Annotated in this window: 15 protein-coding genes and 1 pseudogene; 9 read left to right on the top strand and 7 right to left on the bottom strand. The window is 69.8% G+C overall.

The window, feature by feature from the left end; genetic code table 11:
- Both VHK87_RS08755 and VHK87_RS08750 read right to left on the bottom strand, forming a co-directional pair.
- On the bottom strand, positions 1 to 362 hold a 362-nt coding region (locus tag VHK87_RS08755), incomplete at its 3' end, for an ATP-binding cassette domain-containing protein (RefSeq protein WP_329634520.1).
- The gene (locus VHK87_RS08750; RefSeq protein WP_329634519.1) at positions 359 to 1,507 is read right to left on the bottom strand and encodes an ABC transporter permease; all 1,149 of its coding nucleotides are present in this window, start codon (positions 1,505 to 1,507) and stop codon (positions 359 to 361) included. The genes VHK87_RS08755 and VHK87_RS08750, both read right to left, overlap by 4 nt.
- Before the next feature lie 163 nt (positions 1,508 to 1,670).
- Between VHK87_RS08750 and VHK87_RS08745 the strand changes: the two genes are divergently transcribed.
- From VHK87_RS08745 to VHK87_RS08730, 4 genes are all read left to right on the top strand, one after another.
- Positions 1,671 to 3,740: a S46 family peptidase gene (locus tag VHK87_RS08745; RefSeq protein WP_329634518.1), complete on the top strand. Its 2,070-nt coding sequence runs from the start codon at positions 1,671 to 1,673 to the stop codon at positions 3,738 to 3,740.
- A gap of 61 nt (positions 3,741 to 3,801) precedes the next feature.
- Positions 3,802 to 4,203: a cupin domain-containing protein gene (locus VHK87_RS08740; RefSeq protein ID WP_329634517.1), complete on the top strand. Its 402-nt coding sequence runs from the start codon at positions 3,802 to 3,804 to the stop codon at positions 4,201 to 4,203.
- A 95-nt stretch (positions 4,204 to 4,298) separates the two neighbouring features.
- The gene (locus tag VHK87_RS08735) at positions 4,299 to 5,570 is read left to right on the top strand and encodes a NupC/NupG family nucleoside CNT transporter (RefSeq protein ID WP_329634516.1); all 1,272 of its coding nucleotides are present in this window, start codon (positions 4,299 to 4,301) and stop codon (positions 5,568 to 5,570) included.
- Between the two features lie 11 nt (positions 5,571 to 5,581).
- Positions 5,582 to 6,046: a molybdopterin-dependent oxidoreductase gene (locus tag VHK87_RS08730; protein WP_329634515.1), complete on the top strand. Its 465-nt coding sequence runs from the start codon at positions 5,582 to 5,584 to the stop codon at positions 6,044 to 6,046.
- A 21-nt stretch (positions 6,047 to 6,067) separates the two neighbouring features.
- Here VHK87_RS08730 and VHK87_RS08725 read toward each other — a convergent pair whose 3' ends face one another.
- From VHK87_RS08725 to VHK87_RS08715, 3 genes and pseudogenes are all read right to left on the bottom strand, one after another.
- Positions 6,068 to 7,048: an MsnO8 family LLM class oxidoreductase gene (locus VHK87_RS08725; protein WP_329634514.1), complete on the bottom strand. Its 981-nt coding sequence runs from the start codon at positions 7,046 to 7,048 to the stop codon at positions 6,068 to 6,070.
- Between the two features lie 202 nt (positions 7,049 to 7,250).
- A pseudogene (locus VHK87_RS19475) lies at positions 7,251 to 7,529 on the bottom strand (GNAT family N-acetyltransferase); the annotation flags it as partial.
- A 221-nt stretch (positions 7,530 to 7,750) separates the two neighbouring features.
- Positions 7,751 to 8,218, bottom strand: a complete 468-nt coding sequence (locus tag VHK87_RS08715) for a PaaI family thioesterase (RefSeq protein ID WP_329634512.1) — start codon at positions 8,216 to 8,218, stop codon at positions 7,751 to 7,753.
- A 114-nt stretch (positions 8,219 to 8,332) separates the two neighbouring features.
- Here VHK87_RS08715 and pcaF point away from each other — a divergent pair, with 114 nt between their 5' ends.
- The 3 genes from pcaF (at position 8,333) to VHK87_RS08700 (ending at position 11,029) form a co-directional block, all read left to right on the top strand.
- Entirely contained in the window at positions 8,333 to 9,541 is a 1,209-nt protein-coding gene (gene pcaF, locus VHK87_RS08710) for a 3-oxoadipyl-CoA thiolase (protein ID WP_329634511.1), read from the top strand.
- A gap of 87 nt (positions 9,542 to 9,628) precedes the next feature.
- Positions 9,629 to 10,777: an acyl-CoA dehydrogenase family protein gene (locus VHK87_RS08705; RefSeq protein WP_329634510.1), complete on the top strand. Its 1,149-nt coding sequence runs from the start codon at positions 9,629 to 9,631 to the stop codon at positions 10,775 to 10,777.
- On the top strand, positions 10,778 to 11,029 hold the full coding sequence (locus VHK87_RS08700) for a DUF3253 domain-containing protein (protein WP_329634509.1): 252 nt from the start codon (positions 10,778 to 10,780) through the stop codon (positions 11,027 to 11,029).
- Here VHK87_RS08700 and VHK87_RS08695 read toward each other — a convergent pair.
- The gene (locus tag VHK87_RS08695) at positions 11,022 to 11,360 is read right to left on the bottom strand and encodes a hypothetical protein (protein ID WP_329634508.1); all 339 of its coding nucleotides are present in this window, start codon (positions 11,358 to 11,360) and stop codon (positions 11,022 to 11,024) included. The two genes, VHK87_RS08700 and VHK87_RS08695, sit on opposite strands and share 8 nt — an antisense overlap.
- Positions 11,361 to 11,474: 114 nt before the next feature.
- Complete coding sequence (locus VHK87_RS08690; protein ID WP_329634507.1) at positions 11,475 to 11,840, bottom strand: hypothetical protein; 366 nt, start codon at positions 11,838 to 11,840, stop codon at positions 11,475 to 11,477.
- 93 nt (positions 11,841 to 11,933) lie between these two features.
- Here VHK87_RS08690 and VHK87_RS08685 point away from each other — a divergent pair, with 93 nt between their 5' ends.
- Together VHK87_RS08685 and VHK87_RS08680 are read left to right on the top strand one after the other, a co-directional pair.
- Positions 11,934 to 12,518, top strand: coding sequence for a uracil-DNA glycosylase family protein (locus VHK87_RS08685; RefSeq protein WP_329634506.1), 585 nt, complete (start codon positions 11,934 to 11,936; stop codon positions 12,516 to 12,518).
- Positions 12,515 to 12,907 (top strand): serine aminopeptidase domain-containing protein (locus VHK87_RS08680; protein WP_329634505.1); only part of this gene is annotated, 393 nt, incomplete at its 3' end. The genes VHK87_RS08685 and VHK87_RS08680, both read left to right, overlap by 4 nt.

Genomic DNA, 12,907 nt, shown 5'->3' with positions numbered 1-12,907 from the left:
GCCTCCTCGGGCGTCAGGCCGCAGTATTTCAGCACGGTGGTCACCTGCTGCAGGGCTGTGAGCGCCGCGAACAGGTTGAAGCCCTGGAAGATGAAGCCGCAGTGGTCGAGGCGGAATTTGTCGATCCGCGCGGGCCGCAGGTCCCACAGCTCCTCGCCCAGGGCGGTGACCTGACCCGCGTCCGGCTTCAGCAGGCCGGAAAGGGTGGCCACCAGGGTCGACTTGCCCGAGCCGGAGGGGCCCATGACCATGGTCACATCGCCGTGCAGGGCGTCGAAGTCGACGCCCTTCAGCACCTCGACGTGGGTGCGGCCGGTCTTGAACCGCTTCGACAGGCCGGTGGCGGAAAGGGCGGTGCTCATCTCAGGAGGTCCGCGGGCTGGCTCTTCTTCAGGACGCCCAGCGCCATCAGGCCGGAGGCCAGGGCGATGAACAGCAGCAGGACGGTGACGCCGATCACCGCCGCGGGCGGATAGTTCATCGGCAGCCCGACGCTGCGGCCCAGGAGGGTGACGCCGGCGGTGAACAGGGCCGTCGCCGCCAGGCCGACCACGCCGACCCAGAACGACAGCTCAAGCACCACCAGCCGCAGGCTCGGCATCGACACGCCCAGGGCCCGAAGGCTGGCGAACTCCTTGATGTTGGCCAGGATCGCGCCCCGCAGCGTCTGCGAGGTGATGCCGATGCCGATCAGGAAGCCGAGGAAGACCGAAAAACCCAGCATGATGCCGATGATCTGCTCGCTCATCAGCGCCTTCTCGTTGGCGTCCGCCAGCTCCGGCAGGGTCCAGGCGCGGTAGGCGCCGCCGGACCTGGCGTTCAGCTGGTCGCGCACGGTCTCGGCCCTGGACGGGTTCTTCAGGCTGACCATCAGCGGGCCGGTCCGGTTGTTGTTCGCCGCGCCGCCGAACCCCAGCAGCCGCATGGTGTCGCGGGACATCACGACCGTGGCCTGGTTGATGTCCGCATAGCCGGTGAGGATCGCCCGCACTTTGACGGTCTTGCCGTTGATCGAGCCGTTTTCCCCAAGTTTGACGCCCAGCCGGGCCTGGGCGGTCTCGTCGATCGCCACCGCGTAGGGCTCCAGCAGCGCGATCCGGACGCTATCGGAATAGTCCACCGGCAGGGTGACGGCGCCCGGCCTGGGGTCGACCATGCGGACCGCCACGAACTGGGTGACCCGCTTGGCGTCGCCCTTAGGCTGGTTCATCCACATGCCGCCGCCCCCGTCGGAGCTGGCGACTTCCACCACCTCCGGGTGCATGTAGATCTGCGGCTGGATGCGCCGGGGCAGGCCGACGCTGCCGGCGTTGATCAGGCCCTCGGCCTTCGGCGCCAGGATCATGATGTCGGCGCGGGACCGGTCGATGGTGGCGGTGACCGAGCGGACGATGCCCGAGAACATGCCGACCTGCGCCAGGATCAGCAGGCCGGAGAAGGCCAGCGCGATGACGGCGGCCATGTAGCGTCGCCACTCGTAGACCAGCGTGGCCAGCGCCAGCGACATCGCCTCCCCCTGTAGTTGTGCGGACTATCGCAAGGCGCCGGGGCGGGCGCGAGTTAAATCGGGGTAACGGGCGCCGCCCCGTCTGGTCACGCTGCTCCGCCGCAGCTACAGGGGAGCCCAATCCGGGGACGAAATTGCGCCCCATCGCCGTTCGGGAACACGAATGAACCCCAAGCTTCTCGCCGCCGCCAGCGCGGCCGCCCTCGTCTTCGCCGCCGCGCCCGCCTTCGCCGACGAGGGCATGTGGACCTTCGACAACTTCCCGTCGGCCCAGGTCGAGAAGACCTATGGGGTGAAGATCGACAAGCGCTGGCTGGACACGGTGCAGGCCGCCTCGGTGCGCCTGACCAGCGGCTGCTCGGCTTCGGTGGTCTCGGGCGAAGGCCTGGTGATGACCAACGACCATTGCGTCATCGACTGCCAGCAGGCGCTGTCCACGGCCGAGCAGGACTATGTGAAGAACGGCTTCGTGCCGAAGTCCCGGGAGGAGGAGCGCACCTGCCCGGGCATGCAGGCCGAGGTGCTGACGTCGATCGCCGACGTGACCGGCCAGATCAACGCCGCGACGGCCGACAAGACCGGCGGCGACTTCGTCCGCGCCCGCGACGCGGCCATCGCCGCGGCGGAATCCAGCGCCTGCGCCAAGGACTCCAAGACCGAGCGCTGCCAGGTGGTCAGCCTCTACCGGGGCGGCCAGTACAAGCTCTACAAGTACCGCAAGTACGCCGACGTGCGCCTGGCTTTCGCGCCCGAGTACGCCAGCGCCTTCTTCGGCGGCGATCCCGACAACTTCAACTTCCCCCGCTACAACCTCGATGTCGGATTCCTGCGCCTTTACGAGGACGGCAGGCCGGTGAAGACGCCCCAGCACCTGACCTGGGTCTCCCGCGCGCCCAAGGAAGGCGAGCCGGTTTTCGTCTCCGGCAATCCAGGCTCCACCGACCGGCTGATGACCGTCTCGCAACTCGAGACCCAGAGGGACCTGGCCATCCCCATCGCCCAGTTGCAGCGCTCCGAGCTGCGCGGCCGGCTGCTGCAGTTCTCGGCCGAGAACCCCGAGCACAAGCGGATCGCCCTCGACAGCCTCACAGGCGTCGAGAACAGCTTCAAGGTCTTCTACGGTCGCCAGTTCGCCTTGAACGATCGGGCCTTCATGGACGCCAAGCGCGCCTCCGAGGCCGAGCTGAAGGCCAAGGTCGCGGCCGATCCCAGACTGGCCGCCGAGATCGGCGATCCGTGGGGCGAGATCGACAAGGCGCAGGGCGCCTACGCTGAGCACTTCCTGCGCTACCGCCAGCTGGAGACCGCGCCGACGACCTCCGATCTCTTCGCCTACGCCCGCACGTTGGTGCGCGGCGCCCAGGAGCGGGCCAAGCCGGCGGCCGAGCGGCTGCCGGAGTTCGGCGAGGCCCGCCTGCCGCTGCTCCAGAAGGGGCTGCTGGACGCCCAGCCGGTGGACGCGCCCCTCGAGGAGCTGGTGCTCGCCTACTGGCTCTCCAAGACCCGCGAGTACCTGCTGACCGACGATCCCGCCGTGAAGCTGCTGCTCGGCAAGGACAGCCCCGAGGCGCTGGCCAGGCGGCTGGCCACGACCAGCAAGCTGGCCGACCCCGCCGTCCGCAAGGCGCTGTGGGAAGGCGGCTTGCCGGCCATCCAGGCCTCGGACGATCCGATGATCCAGCTGGTGCTGCGCACCGACCCGGTGGCCCGCGCCGCCCGTAGCGCCTGGGAGAGCCAGGTCAGCGGCCCCACCGACCGCGCCGCCGAGCGGATCGCCAAGGCCCGCTTCGCCGTCTACGGCGACGCCGTCTATCCCGACGCCACCTTCACGCCCCGCCTGTCCTACGGGAAGGTCGCCGGCTGGAGCCACCGCGGCCAGACCGTCCCGGCCTTCACCGACTTCGCCGGCCTCTACGACCGGGCCACCGGCGCCGAGCCCTACGAGCTCGCGCCGCGCTGGGCGCAGGCCCAATCCAAGCTGAACCCGAAGACGGTGTTCAACTTCGTCACCACCAACGACATCATCGGCGGCAACTCCGGCTCGCCGGTGGTCAACGCCAAGGGTGAGGTGCTGGGCGCCGCCTTCGACGGCAACATCCACTCGCTGGGCGGCAACTACGGCTACGACGGGACGGCCAACCGAACCGTGGTGGTCTCCACCGCCGCGATCACCGAGGCATTGGACAAGGTCTACGGCCAGCAAGCGCTGCTGAAGGAGCTGAAAGCCCGCTGAGGGTGGGAGCCTGGTGCGGGCGGAAGCGTTCCGCTCGCCCCTAAGCCGTGAAAGGACATCCATGCAGGGCTTCGTCGACGACATCGAGAAACTGACAACCGAGAACGGCGACTTCCGCCGCGTGCTCTACACCGGCGCCAACCTCCAGCTGGTGCTGATGACCCTGAAGCCCGGCGAAGAGATCGGCGAGGAGGTGCACGAGGACCGCGACCAGTTCTTCCGCTTCGAGGCCGGCGCGGGCGAGGTGTTCATCGACGGGGTGAAGCATGCGGTCGAGGACGACGACGCGGTCATCGTCCCGGCGGGCGCCCGCCATAACGTTCGCAATTCCGGCGGCCAGCCGCTGCAGTTCTACACCCTCTATGGCCCGCCCGAGCACAAGGACAAGACCGTCCACAAGACCAAGGCCGACGCCGACCGCGACCACGACAACGACCACTTCGACGGCAAGACGACAGAGTAGGCGCGCCCGCGGCGACGCTTCGCCTTGCCGCGGCGAGGGCGAGGCCCTCAAATCGCGGTAAGCGCGACCGAATCGGCGCCGCGCGGGGGCGGGGCATGTTCGGACCGGAGAATGCGCAGAGCCTGGTCGGCCTGGTCCTGACCCTGGGGATCTGCTGGGCGCTGTCGGATGACAGGCGCAGGTTCCCCTGGCGGCTGGCGCTGGGCGCGATCGCGGTCCAGATCGGCCTCGTCCTGCTGCTCTTCGCGCTGCCGGGGTCGCAAGCCGCTGTGGCGGCGGTGAACTCTGTGGTCGACGGCCTCGCTGCGGCGACGGCGACCGGCGCGCAGTTCGTGTTCGGCTACATGGCGGGCGGGGATCAGCCCTATCCTGTCGCCAACCAGGGGGCGCTGTTCGTCTTCGCCTTCCAGGTGCTGCCGCTGATCCTGGTGATCTCGGCTCTTTCGGCCCTTCTCTGGCACTGGAAGATCCTGAAATGGATCACCCAGGGCTTCGGCCTCCTGTTCCAGCGCACCATGGGCCTTGGCGGCGCTTCGGCGCTGGCGGTCGCGGTCAACATCTTCGTCGGCATGATCGAGAGCCCGATCGTCATCCGGGCCTACCTCGACAAGCTGACCCGCTCCGAGCTGTTCCTGATGATGGTCGTGGGCTTGGCGACGGTCGCCGGCTCAACCATGGTCGCCTACGCCACCATCCTTCGGCCCGTGCTGCCCGACGCGGCGGCTCACGTGCTGGCGGCCTCGATCATCTCGGCCCCGGCGGGAGTGCTGCTGGCCCGGATCATGGTGCCGGAGAAGCCGGGGCAGGGCGGGGCGCACGCCGACTACCGCAGCCTTCTCAAGTACGACAGCTCCATCGACGCCATCAGCAAGGGGACCATGGACGGCCTCTCGGTGGTGCTCAACATCAGCGCCATCCTGATCGTCTTCGTCGCCTTCGTGGCCATCGCCAACGGACTACTGGGCGCCTTCCCAGACGTCGCCGGCGGGCCGCTGACCGTCGAGCGGATTCTCGGCGTGCTGTTCGCTCCGGTGGCCTGGTGCCTGGGCATCGAGTGGGCGGAGGCGGACACCGCGGGCTACCTGTTGGGGGTCAAGCTGATGCTCACCGAGTTCGTCGCCTTCATCCAGCTGGGCGCCGTCCCGCCTGAGGAGATGAGCGAGCGCACCCGCACCATCATGACCTACGCCCTGTGCGGCTTCGCCAACGTCGGCTCCGTGGGGATCACCGTCACCGGCATGGGCGTGCTGATGCCCGAGCGGCGCAGCGAGATCATCGGCCTGGTCTGGAAGGCGCTGCTGGCCGGCTTCCTCGCCACCTGCATGACCGCCGCCCTGGTCGGCGCGATGCCGAGCGGGCTGTTCTGAGGAGCCGATCGATGAAGTCCCTGCTCGCCGCTCTTATGCTGCTGCTGACGCCCGGTCTCGCCGCGGCCCAGGACTTCACCGTCGTCGGCCTGGACGGCAAGTCCAAGACTCTCACAGCCGCGCAGATGGCCGACATGCCGCGCGAGAGCGTCAAGCTCGGCGGTGGGAAGACCTACGAGGGCCCGGTGCTCGCCTATGTCCTTCGCGAGGTCGGCGCCCCGGCCGGCGCGAAGCTGCACGGGCCGGCGATGCGCACCTACGTCGTGGTCCGCGCCAAGGACGGCTTCGCCGCCGTCCTATCGCTGGCAGAGACCGACAAGGCCTTCTCGAACGGCCTGGCCATCCTCGCCGACAAGGTGGGCGGCCAGCCCCTCTCCGACCGCGACGGCCCCTACCGCCTGGTCGTCGACGGGGACCTCAAGGGCTCGCGCAGCGTCTGGGGCGCGGTCAGCGCGGAGCTGAAGGCGGCGCAGTAACACCCGCCGCTCAGCCCTTGATCAGCTCCAGCGAGCGGATCCGAGCCTCGAGGCTGGGGCCGGTGGCCATGACGAAGACCTCGTCGGCGCCGGTCTGCGCCGCCTTCTCCTCCAGCCGGGCCCGGACGAAGGCCGGATGGCCCGCCAGGCTGCGGGCTCGATGCCGGCCAGCGCCGGGGAGCCGGCGTGCTCGGCGAGGAAGGTCTCCGCCGCCTCGACGGTACGGAACCGCTGCCGCTGGCCCAGGCTGGTGGCGAGCTGCGATGCCCGGCGCGGGGCGTCCAGCCGGCGCGCGTCCTCCGCGGTGTCGGCCGCCAGCGCCGCAGTCGCCACGCCCGCCCACGGCTGCTCCAGAAACGGTCCCGGCCGGAAGGAGGCGCGGTAGGCCGCCACCGCCGGCCCGCCCTCGGCCCTGGCGATGAACTCGGCGAACACCATGCCGACCCCCGAGGCACCCGCCCAGGCGGCGCTCTCGGCCGAGGAGCAGAGCATGAAGAGCTGCGGGTGGGAGGGACCTGAGGGATTGGCCCGGATTTCGTGCGCCGGGTGCTCCGGACCGATGGGGACCTTGCCGGAGGCGTCGAGGAGCCAGGAGGCCAGGAGGGCGAAGTAGTGCTCGAACGCCTCCGAGCCCGAGGAGCGCAGGGCGCCGCCGGTGCGCGGATCCGTCCCCAGCGCGCGGCCGACGCCAAGGTCGATGCGCCCCGGCGCCAGCGCCTCCAGCTCCATGAACACCTCGGCGACCTTCAGCGGCGAGTAGTTGACCAGCATCACCCCGCCCGAGCCGAGCCGGATGCGGCTCGTCGCCTGGGTGAGGGCCGCGATCAGGATCTCCGGGGCCGGCGAGCCCAGCCCGCCGATGTTGTGGTGCTCGGCCACCCAGAAGCGGTGGTAGCCCAGCCGCTCGGCCGCCTTGGCCACCTCGATGCTCTCGCGCACCGCCTGCGCCTGGGTGGCGTCGCCGGTGACGGGGGAGAGGTCGAGGACGGAGAGCAGGGCCATGCCCGGATGTATGGCGCCGCTCAAGGATGCGAAAGGCGTCTCGGCAGGGCCGCCCAACGCTCCGCAGGATGGACATCAGCTTCATCGACTTGAACGCGCCGTCCCAGCCGATGCCGATCTCGCGCTGCACGCCCTCCTCGACGAACCCCTCCCGCAGGTAGGCGCGCCAGGCCCGCTCGTTGTGGACATAGACGTTGAGGTCGAGCCGGTTGTGGTCGGTGGCCTCGAAGAACCAGTCGATCAGCGCCTGCAGGAAGGCGCGGCCCGCCCCCGCACCCGGTTCGGCGACAATGATCCGGCGCAGGTTCACGTTCTTATGCGGGTTGTCGAACCGTTGGAGGATGGCGAAGCCCAGCAGCGCCCCGTCCTCGCCCCGCCAGGCGAGATAGCGCGTGCCCGGCAGGTTGAACTCCCGCTCGTGCTCTTCACGCTCGAAACGGCCCACGAGCTGTTGGTTCCCGGGCAGCCGCTCCAGCCGCATGATCTCGTCGATGTCGGCGGCCCTTGCAGGCTCCAGGCGAGGCATGGCGAAGCTTAGCCTTCCCTCCCCTTGATGGGGAGGGTGGTCCCGAAGGGACCGGGTGGGGGAGTGGCGAGCCTGCAGGGGCGATGACAGTCAGCGCCCTGACGGTCCGAGCCTTCCCCACCCGTCCGCGTCGCTTCGCTCGCGTCCACCCACCCCATGAAGGGGGGGGAAAGAGGTCAGCTCCGCTTCGTCCGAGGCCCGGTCTTCTTGATCACCGCCGAGAAGCTCATCACCGGGTCGGAGCCGGTGGTGATCAGGCCGCGGACGAACACCATCGAGCGGCCGGCCTTCACGACCTCGCCGGTGCACTCCACAAGGGCGCCCTCGGGGACCGACCCCACGAACTCGCCGTTGAAGGTGGCCGTGACGCTGTGGCTGTCGGTCAGCACGTCTCTTGCGATCACGAAAAGGGCGAAGTCGGCGAAGGTCATGATGCAGCCGCCGTGCATGAAGCCGCCGCCGTTCATGTGCTTGGCCTCGGCCCGGAAGGCGCAGCGCGGCCGCCCGTCCTCGTCCTTGCGCCAGTAGAAGGGCCCGGCGTGGTCCTCGAACGGATCGCCGCCCACGAAGTGGTTCCAGCCGGCGAACTCGCCTTCGGTGATCGTCTCCAGGCCCCAGACCTGGCCCTGTTCGCCGCCGTCCATGAAAACCCCTTGCCTCCCGCGCTCGCGAACCGTTTGCGAGCACAAGGTTCCGCCACTAGTTTGCCGGCCGAAAACCAACAGCCGGCCGCGCGGGGTAGTCGGCGAGGAGCGATGATGCAAGGCCGTACCGTCTATCTCTGCACCGGGATCCGCACGCCGATCGGCCGCTATGGCGGGGCGCTGGCCAAGGTGCGGGCCGACGATCTGGCCGCCCATCCGCTCAAGGCGCTGATGGAGGCCCTGCCGAAGGTCGACTGGGAGGACCTGGACGAGGTCGTCTACGGCTGCGTGAACCAGGCCGGCGAAGACAACCGCAACGTCGCCCGCATGGCCTTGCTGCTGGCGGGCCTGCCGAGCTCGGTGCCCGGCCTGACGGTCAACCGCCTCTGCGCGTCGGGCCTGGACGCCACCATCACCGGGGCCCGCTCGATCGCCACGGGCGAGGCCGACCTGGTGATCACCGGCGGCGTCGAGAGCATGACCCGCGCGCCCTTCGTCATGGGCAAGGCCGACAGCGCCTTCTCGCGCAGCGCCGAGATCTTCGACACCACCATCGGCTGGCGCTTCGTGAACCCGAAGATGCAAAAGGACTACGGCGTCGACTCCATGCCGGAGACCGCCGAGAACGTCGCCACCGATTACCAGATCGCCCGCGACGACCAGGACGCCTTCGCGCTCCGCAGCCAGCAGCGGGTCGGCAAGGCGCGCGAGCGCGGCTTCTTCGACGGCGAGATCGTCCCGGTCACCATCAAGGACCGCAAGGGCGACGTGGTCGTCGCCCAGGACGAGCATCCGCGTCCCGACACCAGCCTCGAGGCCCTGAAGGGCCTGAAGCCCATCGTCCGCCCGGACGGCACCGTCACCGCCGGCAACGCCTCGGGTGTCAACGACGGCGCCGCGGCCCTGCTGCTGGCCTCCGAAGCGGCGGTGAAGAAGTACGGCCTGGAGCCGATCGCCCGGATCGAGGCCGGCGCGGCCGGCGGCGTCGCCCCGCGCGTGATGGGCGTCGGCCCGGTGCCGGCGGTGGAGAAGCTCTGCGCCCGGCTCGGGATCAGCCCCCGCGACTTCGACGTCGTCGAGCTCAACGAGGCGTTCGCCGCCCAGGCGTTGGCCTGCACTCGCTCGTGGGGCCTGCCGGACGACGCCGAGCACGTGAACGCCAACGGCGGCGCCATCGCCATCGGCCACCCCCTGGGCGCTTCCGGCGCGCGCCTGGCGCTCACCGCCGCCCGCTCGCTGAGGGAACGTGGCGGCGAGCGGGCGCTGGCCACCATGTGCGTCGGCGTCGGCCAGGGCTCGGCCATGGCGCTGGCCAAGGCCTGAGTTCCACCGCGTAGAGGCCGCTTGGATCCCGACTTTCGTCGGGATGAGCGGTATTGTGTAACCGACAACTCCAACGGACCCGCCCCAATGCCTCTCGACATGGATACCCGCACCCAGCTGGTGGACACCGTCCGCCGGTTCGTCTCCGAGCGGCTGCGGCCGCTGGAAGCCCAGGTGGCCGAGCAGGACGCGGTGCCTGAGGACGTGCTGGACGAGATGAAGGGCCTCGGGCTCTACGGCCTTTCGATCCCCGCCGAGTACGGCGGCCTGGACCTCTCCATGGAGGACGAGTGCCTGGTGGCCATCGAACTCGGGCGGACCAGCCCGGCCTTCCGCTCGGCGTTCGGCACCAACGTCGGCATCGGCAGCCAGGGCCTGGTGATGTTCGGCACCGAGGAGCAGAAGGCGAAGTACCTGCCCGGCATCGCCTCGGGCGAGATCGTCACCTCTTTCGCGCTCACCGAGCCGGAGGCGGGCTCCGACAGCGCCAACGTCCAGCTGCGCGCCGAGCGGCAGGGCGACGTGTATGTGCTGAACGGGACCAAGCGCTACATCACCAACGCCAACCGGGCCCACCTCTTCACGGTGATGGCCCGCTCCGACGCCTCCAAGCCCGGCGCCGGCGGCGTCTCGGCCTTCCTGGTGGAGCGCAATCTGCCGGGGCTCTCCGTCGGCAGACCCGAGAAGAAGATGGGCCAGCAGGGCGCCCACATCTGCGACGTCATCTTCGACAACGTCCGGGTGCCGGTGGAGAACCGCCTGGGCGAGGAAGGGCAGGGCTTCCGCGTGGCCATGCAGGTGCTGGACCGCGGGCGACTGCACATCTCGGCGGTCTGCGTCGGCGTCTCCGAGCGGCTGATCGCCGACTGCGTCGCCTACGCCTCCGAGCGCAAGCAGTTCGGCCAAGCCATCTCCCAGTTCCAGCTGATCCAGGGGATGATCGCCGACAGCAAGACCGAATCCATGGCCGCCAAGGCCCTGACCATGGAGACCGCCCGCAAGCGCGACGCCGGCGAGAGCGTCACCATGGAGGCGGCCGCGGCCAAGTACTTCGCCTCGGAGATGGTCGGCAAGGTCGCCGACCGGGCGGTGCAGATCTTCGGCGGCGCCGGCTACGTCGCCGACCACGGCATCGAGCGCTTCTACCGCGACGTGCGGATCTTCCGCATCTACGAGGGCACCAGCCAGATCCAGCAGGTGGTCATCGCCCGTGAGACCCTGAAGCGGGGCGGCTAGATGAGCGCCGAGGTGGAGGCCGCGATTTTCGACCTCCTCAGCAAGCTGCCGCCCGGCAAGTCGGTTTCGCCGGAGGAAGTGGCCCGCGCCGTCGACCCTGCCGGCTGGCGGCGCGAGCTCGGCAAGGTGCGCCCCGTCGCCGTGGGCCTGGCGCGCGCCGGCAAGCTGGTGATCACCCGCCACGGCAAGCCGGCCGACCCGGAGAAGTTCAAGGGCGTGTGGCGGATGCGGCTGCCGGACCAGGCTAGCTGACGTTCGCCGCCACCTGGGGCAGGGGCGCGAACGAGCCGACCTGCAGGACCGGGCCGCGGCCCGCCCTGGCGGGTTCTAAGGTCCCGCTGACCAGCACCCGCCGGCCGATGAAGCGACGAGGATCGCCGCCGGTGAAGGTCAGATCCACCGCCTGACCTCCACCGCCACATAGCGGTCGCTCCAGCCGTAAGGTGTATTGGGCACCGGCCTCGGCGAGCACCCCCTTGAGCGTGTTCACCCCGGGCGACAGCGCCTGGCAGCCCTCAGCCGCGGCCCCGCCCGGCCACGCGAGAAGCACCGCCCCCACTGCCGCAACGTATCGTCCGCTCATGCCAAGCTCATCTCGTCATCCCGGGCGGCCGAAGAGCCGACCCGGGACCCAGGTCTCCAGCCCCCGCTGGGTCCCGGCTCTCCGCTACGCTCCGGCCGGGATAACGGCAGGAGATCACGACGGGTGGGCGGCCTTGTAGGCCTTTACGGCCTCGTTGTAGGCCTTGCCGACCTTCTCCTTGTCGGCCTGGTTGGCGGAGACCTCGCGCTGGGCCCGCTGGGCGATCGACGGGTCGAAGGCGACCTTCTTCGCCTTGGCCTTGTCCTTCTTCGCCTTGGCGTCGTTGAGGATGCAGTCCTGGAAGGCGTCCGACGCCTTGATGAAATCCACCGTCTGCTGCTTGGCGGCGGTCAGGGTCTCGACGCTGGCGGCGGCGGCCTGGCTGTCGATGGCGGGCGCCTGCGGCCGCGTGCAGGCCTCCTGCGCAAACGCCGGGCCGGCGAGCGCGACCAGCGCGCCGATCAGCAGATAGGTTTTCATGGGTGGCTCCGTAAGCGTCCTTCAGCCTTCCCAGCATGCCGAGAGATTGGGCGCAACCGTGGCGGGGACGCGGGCCGACACTACATCCGCCCCATGTCCCTGCCCGCCCTCCTGGACGAGATCCGCGCCTGCCGGGCGTGCGCCGGCGAGCTGGCGCACGAGCCGCGGCCGGTGGTGCGGGTCTCGGAGGCCACGCGCCTCTTGATCTGCGGCCAGGCGCCGGGAAGGCGGGTGCACGAGAGCGGGCTGCCGTTCGACGATCCGTCCGGCGACCGGCTGCGCCAGTGGATGGGGGTGGATCGGGAGACCTTCTACGGCCACCCGGCCGTCGGCGTGGCGGCCATGGCCTTCTGCTTCCCGGGGACGAACCCCAAGGGCGGCGACTACCCGCCAATGCCGGTTTGCGCGCAGCTGTGGCGGCCCCGGTTGCTGGCCAGCCTGCCGAACGTCGAGCTGACCCTGCTGGTGGGCTCCTATGCTCAGGCGTGGGCCCTGAAGGGCCGCGTTCGCGCCAACATGACCGAGACGGTGCGGGCCTGGCGCGACTACCTCCCGCAGTACCTGCTGCTGCCGCACCCCTCCTGGCGCAACACCGGCTGGCTGAAGCGCAATCCGTGGTTCGAGGACGAAGTGACGCCCTTCCTTCGCGGGCGCGTGCGGGACATCATCGGCCCATGAGGCGGCTCCTGATTTTGATCGCAGCCTTGGCCCTGACCGGCTGCTCCCCGCTATTGGCCCAGCAGGCGGGCCAGCCGCCGTCGTGGTTTAAGGAGCCCTACGTCGTCGGCGACACCTTCGTCAGCTTCGACGGCGCGCCGCTCGGGCTGAGCACCTGGACGCCGGAGGGCGAGCCGTGGGCGGTGATCGTGGGCGTGCACGGCATGAACGACTACGCCAACGCCTTCCACTTCGCGGGGGAAGCCTGGGCCAAGCAGGGGATCGCCACTTACGCGTACGACCAGCGCGGCTTCGGGCGCTCGCCGAACCGGGGCGTCTGGGGCGGCGACGCGCTGATGATCGAGGATCTGCGGACCATCACCTCCTACGTCCGCGCCAAGCACCCCAAC

The sequence above is a fragment of the Phenylobacterium sp. genome (assembly GCF_036263695.1).
Lineage (GTDB): Bacteria > Pseudomonadota > Alphaproteobacteria > Caulobacterales > Caulobacteraceae > Phenylobacterium.
The sequence above is the reverse complement of the archived record's forward strand: the minus strand, read 5'-3'. Positions and strand labels throughout refer to the sequence as shown.

Coding starts and splice junctions, on each gene's coding strand:
- VHK87_RS08695 (WP_329634508.1), bottom strand. CDS start 11,360: ATGAGCGGACGATACGTTGCGGCAGTGGGGGCGGTGCTTCTCGCGTGG.
- VHK87_RS08730 (WP_329634515.1), top strand. CDS start 5,582: ATGAAGTCCCTGCTCGCCGCTCTTATGCTGCTGCTGACGCCCGGTCTC.
- VHK87_RS08685 (WP_329634506.1), top strand. CDS start 11,934: ATGTCCCTGCCCGCCCTCCTGGACGAGATCCGCGCCTGCCGGGCGTGC.
- VHK87_RS08735 (WP_329634516.1), top strand. CDS start 4,299: ATGTTCGGACCGGAGAATGCGCAGAGCCTGGTCGGCCTGGTCCTGACC.
- VHK87_RS08690 (WP_329634507.1), bottom strand. CDS start 11,840: ATGAAAACCTATCTGCTGATCGGCGCGCTGGTCGCGCTCGCCGGCCCG.
- VHK87_RS08725 (WP_329634514.1), bottom strand. CDS start 7,048: ATGGCCCTGCTCTCCGTCCTCGACCTCTCCCCCGTCACCGGCGACGCC.
- VHK87_RS08705 (WP_329634510.1), top strand. CDS start 9,629: ATGCCTCTCGACATGGATACCCGCACCCAGCTGGTGGACACCGTCCGC.
- VHK87_RS08740 (WP_329634517.1), top strand. CDS start 3,802: ATGCAGGGCTTCGTCGACGACATCGAGAAACTGACAACCGAGAACGGC.
- VHK87_RS08745 (WP_329634518.1), top strand. CDS start 1,671: ATGAACCCCAAGCTTCTCGCCGCCGCCAGCGCGGCCGCCCTCGTCTTC.
- VHK87_RS08750 (WP_329634519.1), bottom strand. CDS start 1,507: ATGTCGCTGGCGCTGGCCACGCTGGTCTACGAGTGGCGACGCTACATG.
- VHK87_RS08700 (WP_329634509.1), top strand. CDS start 10,778: ATGAGCGCCGAGGTGGAGGCCGCGATTTTCGACCTCCTCAGCAAGCTG.
- VHK87_RS08715 (WP_329634512.1), bottom strand. CDS start 8,218: ATGGACGGCGGCGAACAGGGCCAGGTCTGGGGCCTGGAGACGATCACC.
- pcaF (WP_329634511.1), top strand. CDS start 8,333: ATGCAAGGCCGTACCGTCTATCTCTGCACCGGGATCCGCACGCCGATC.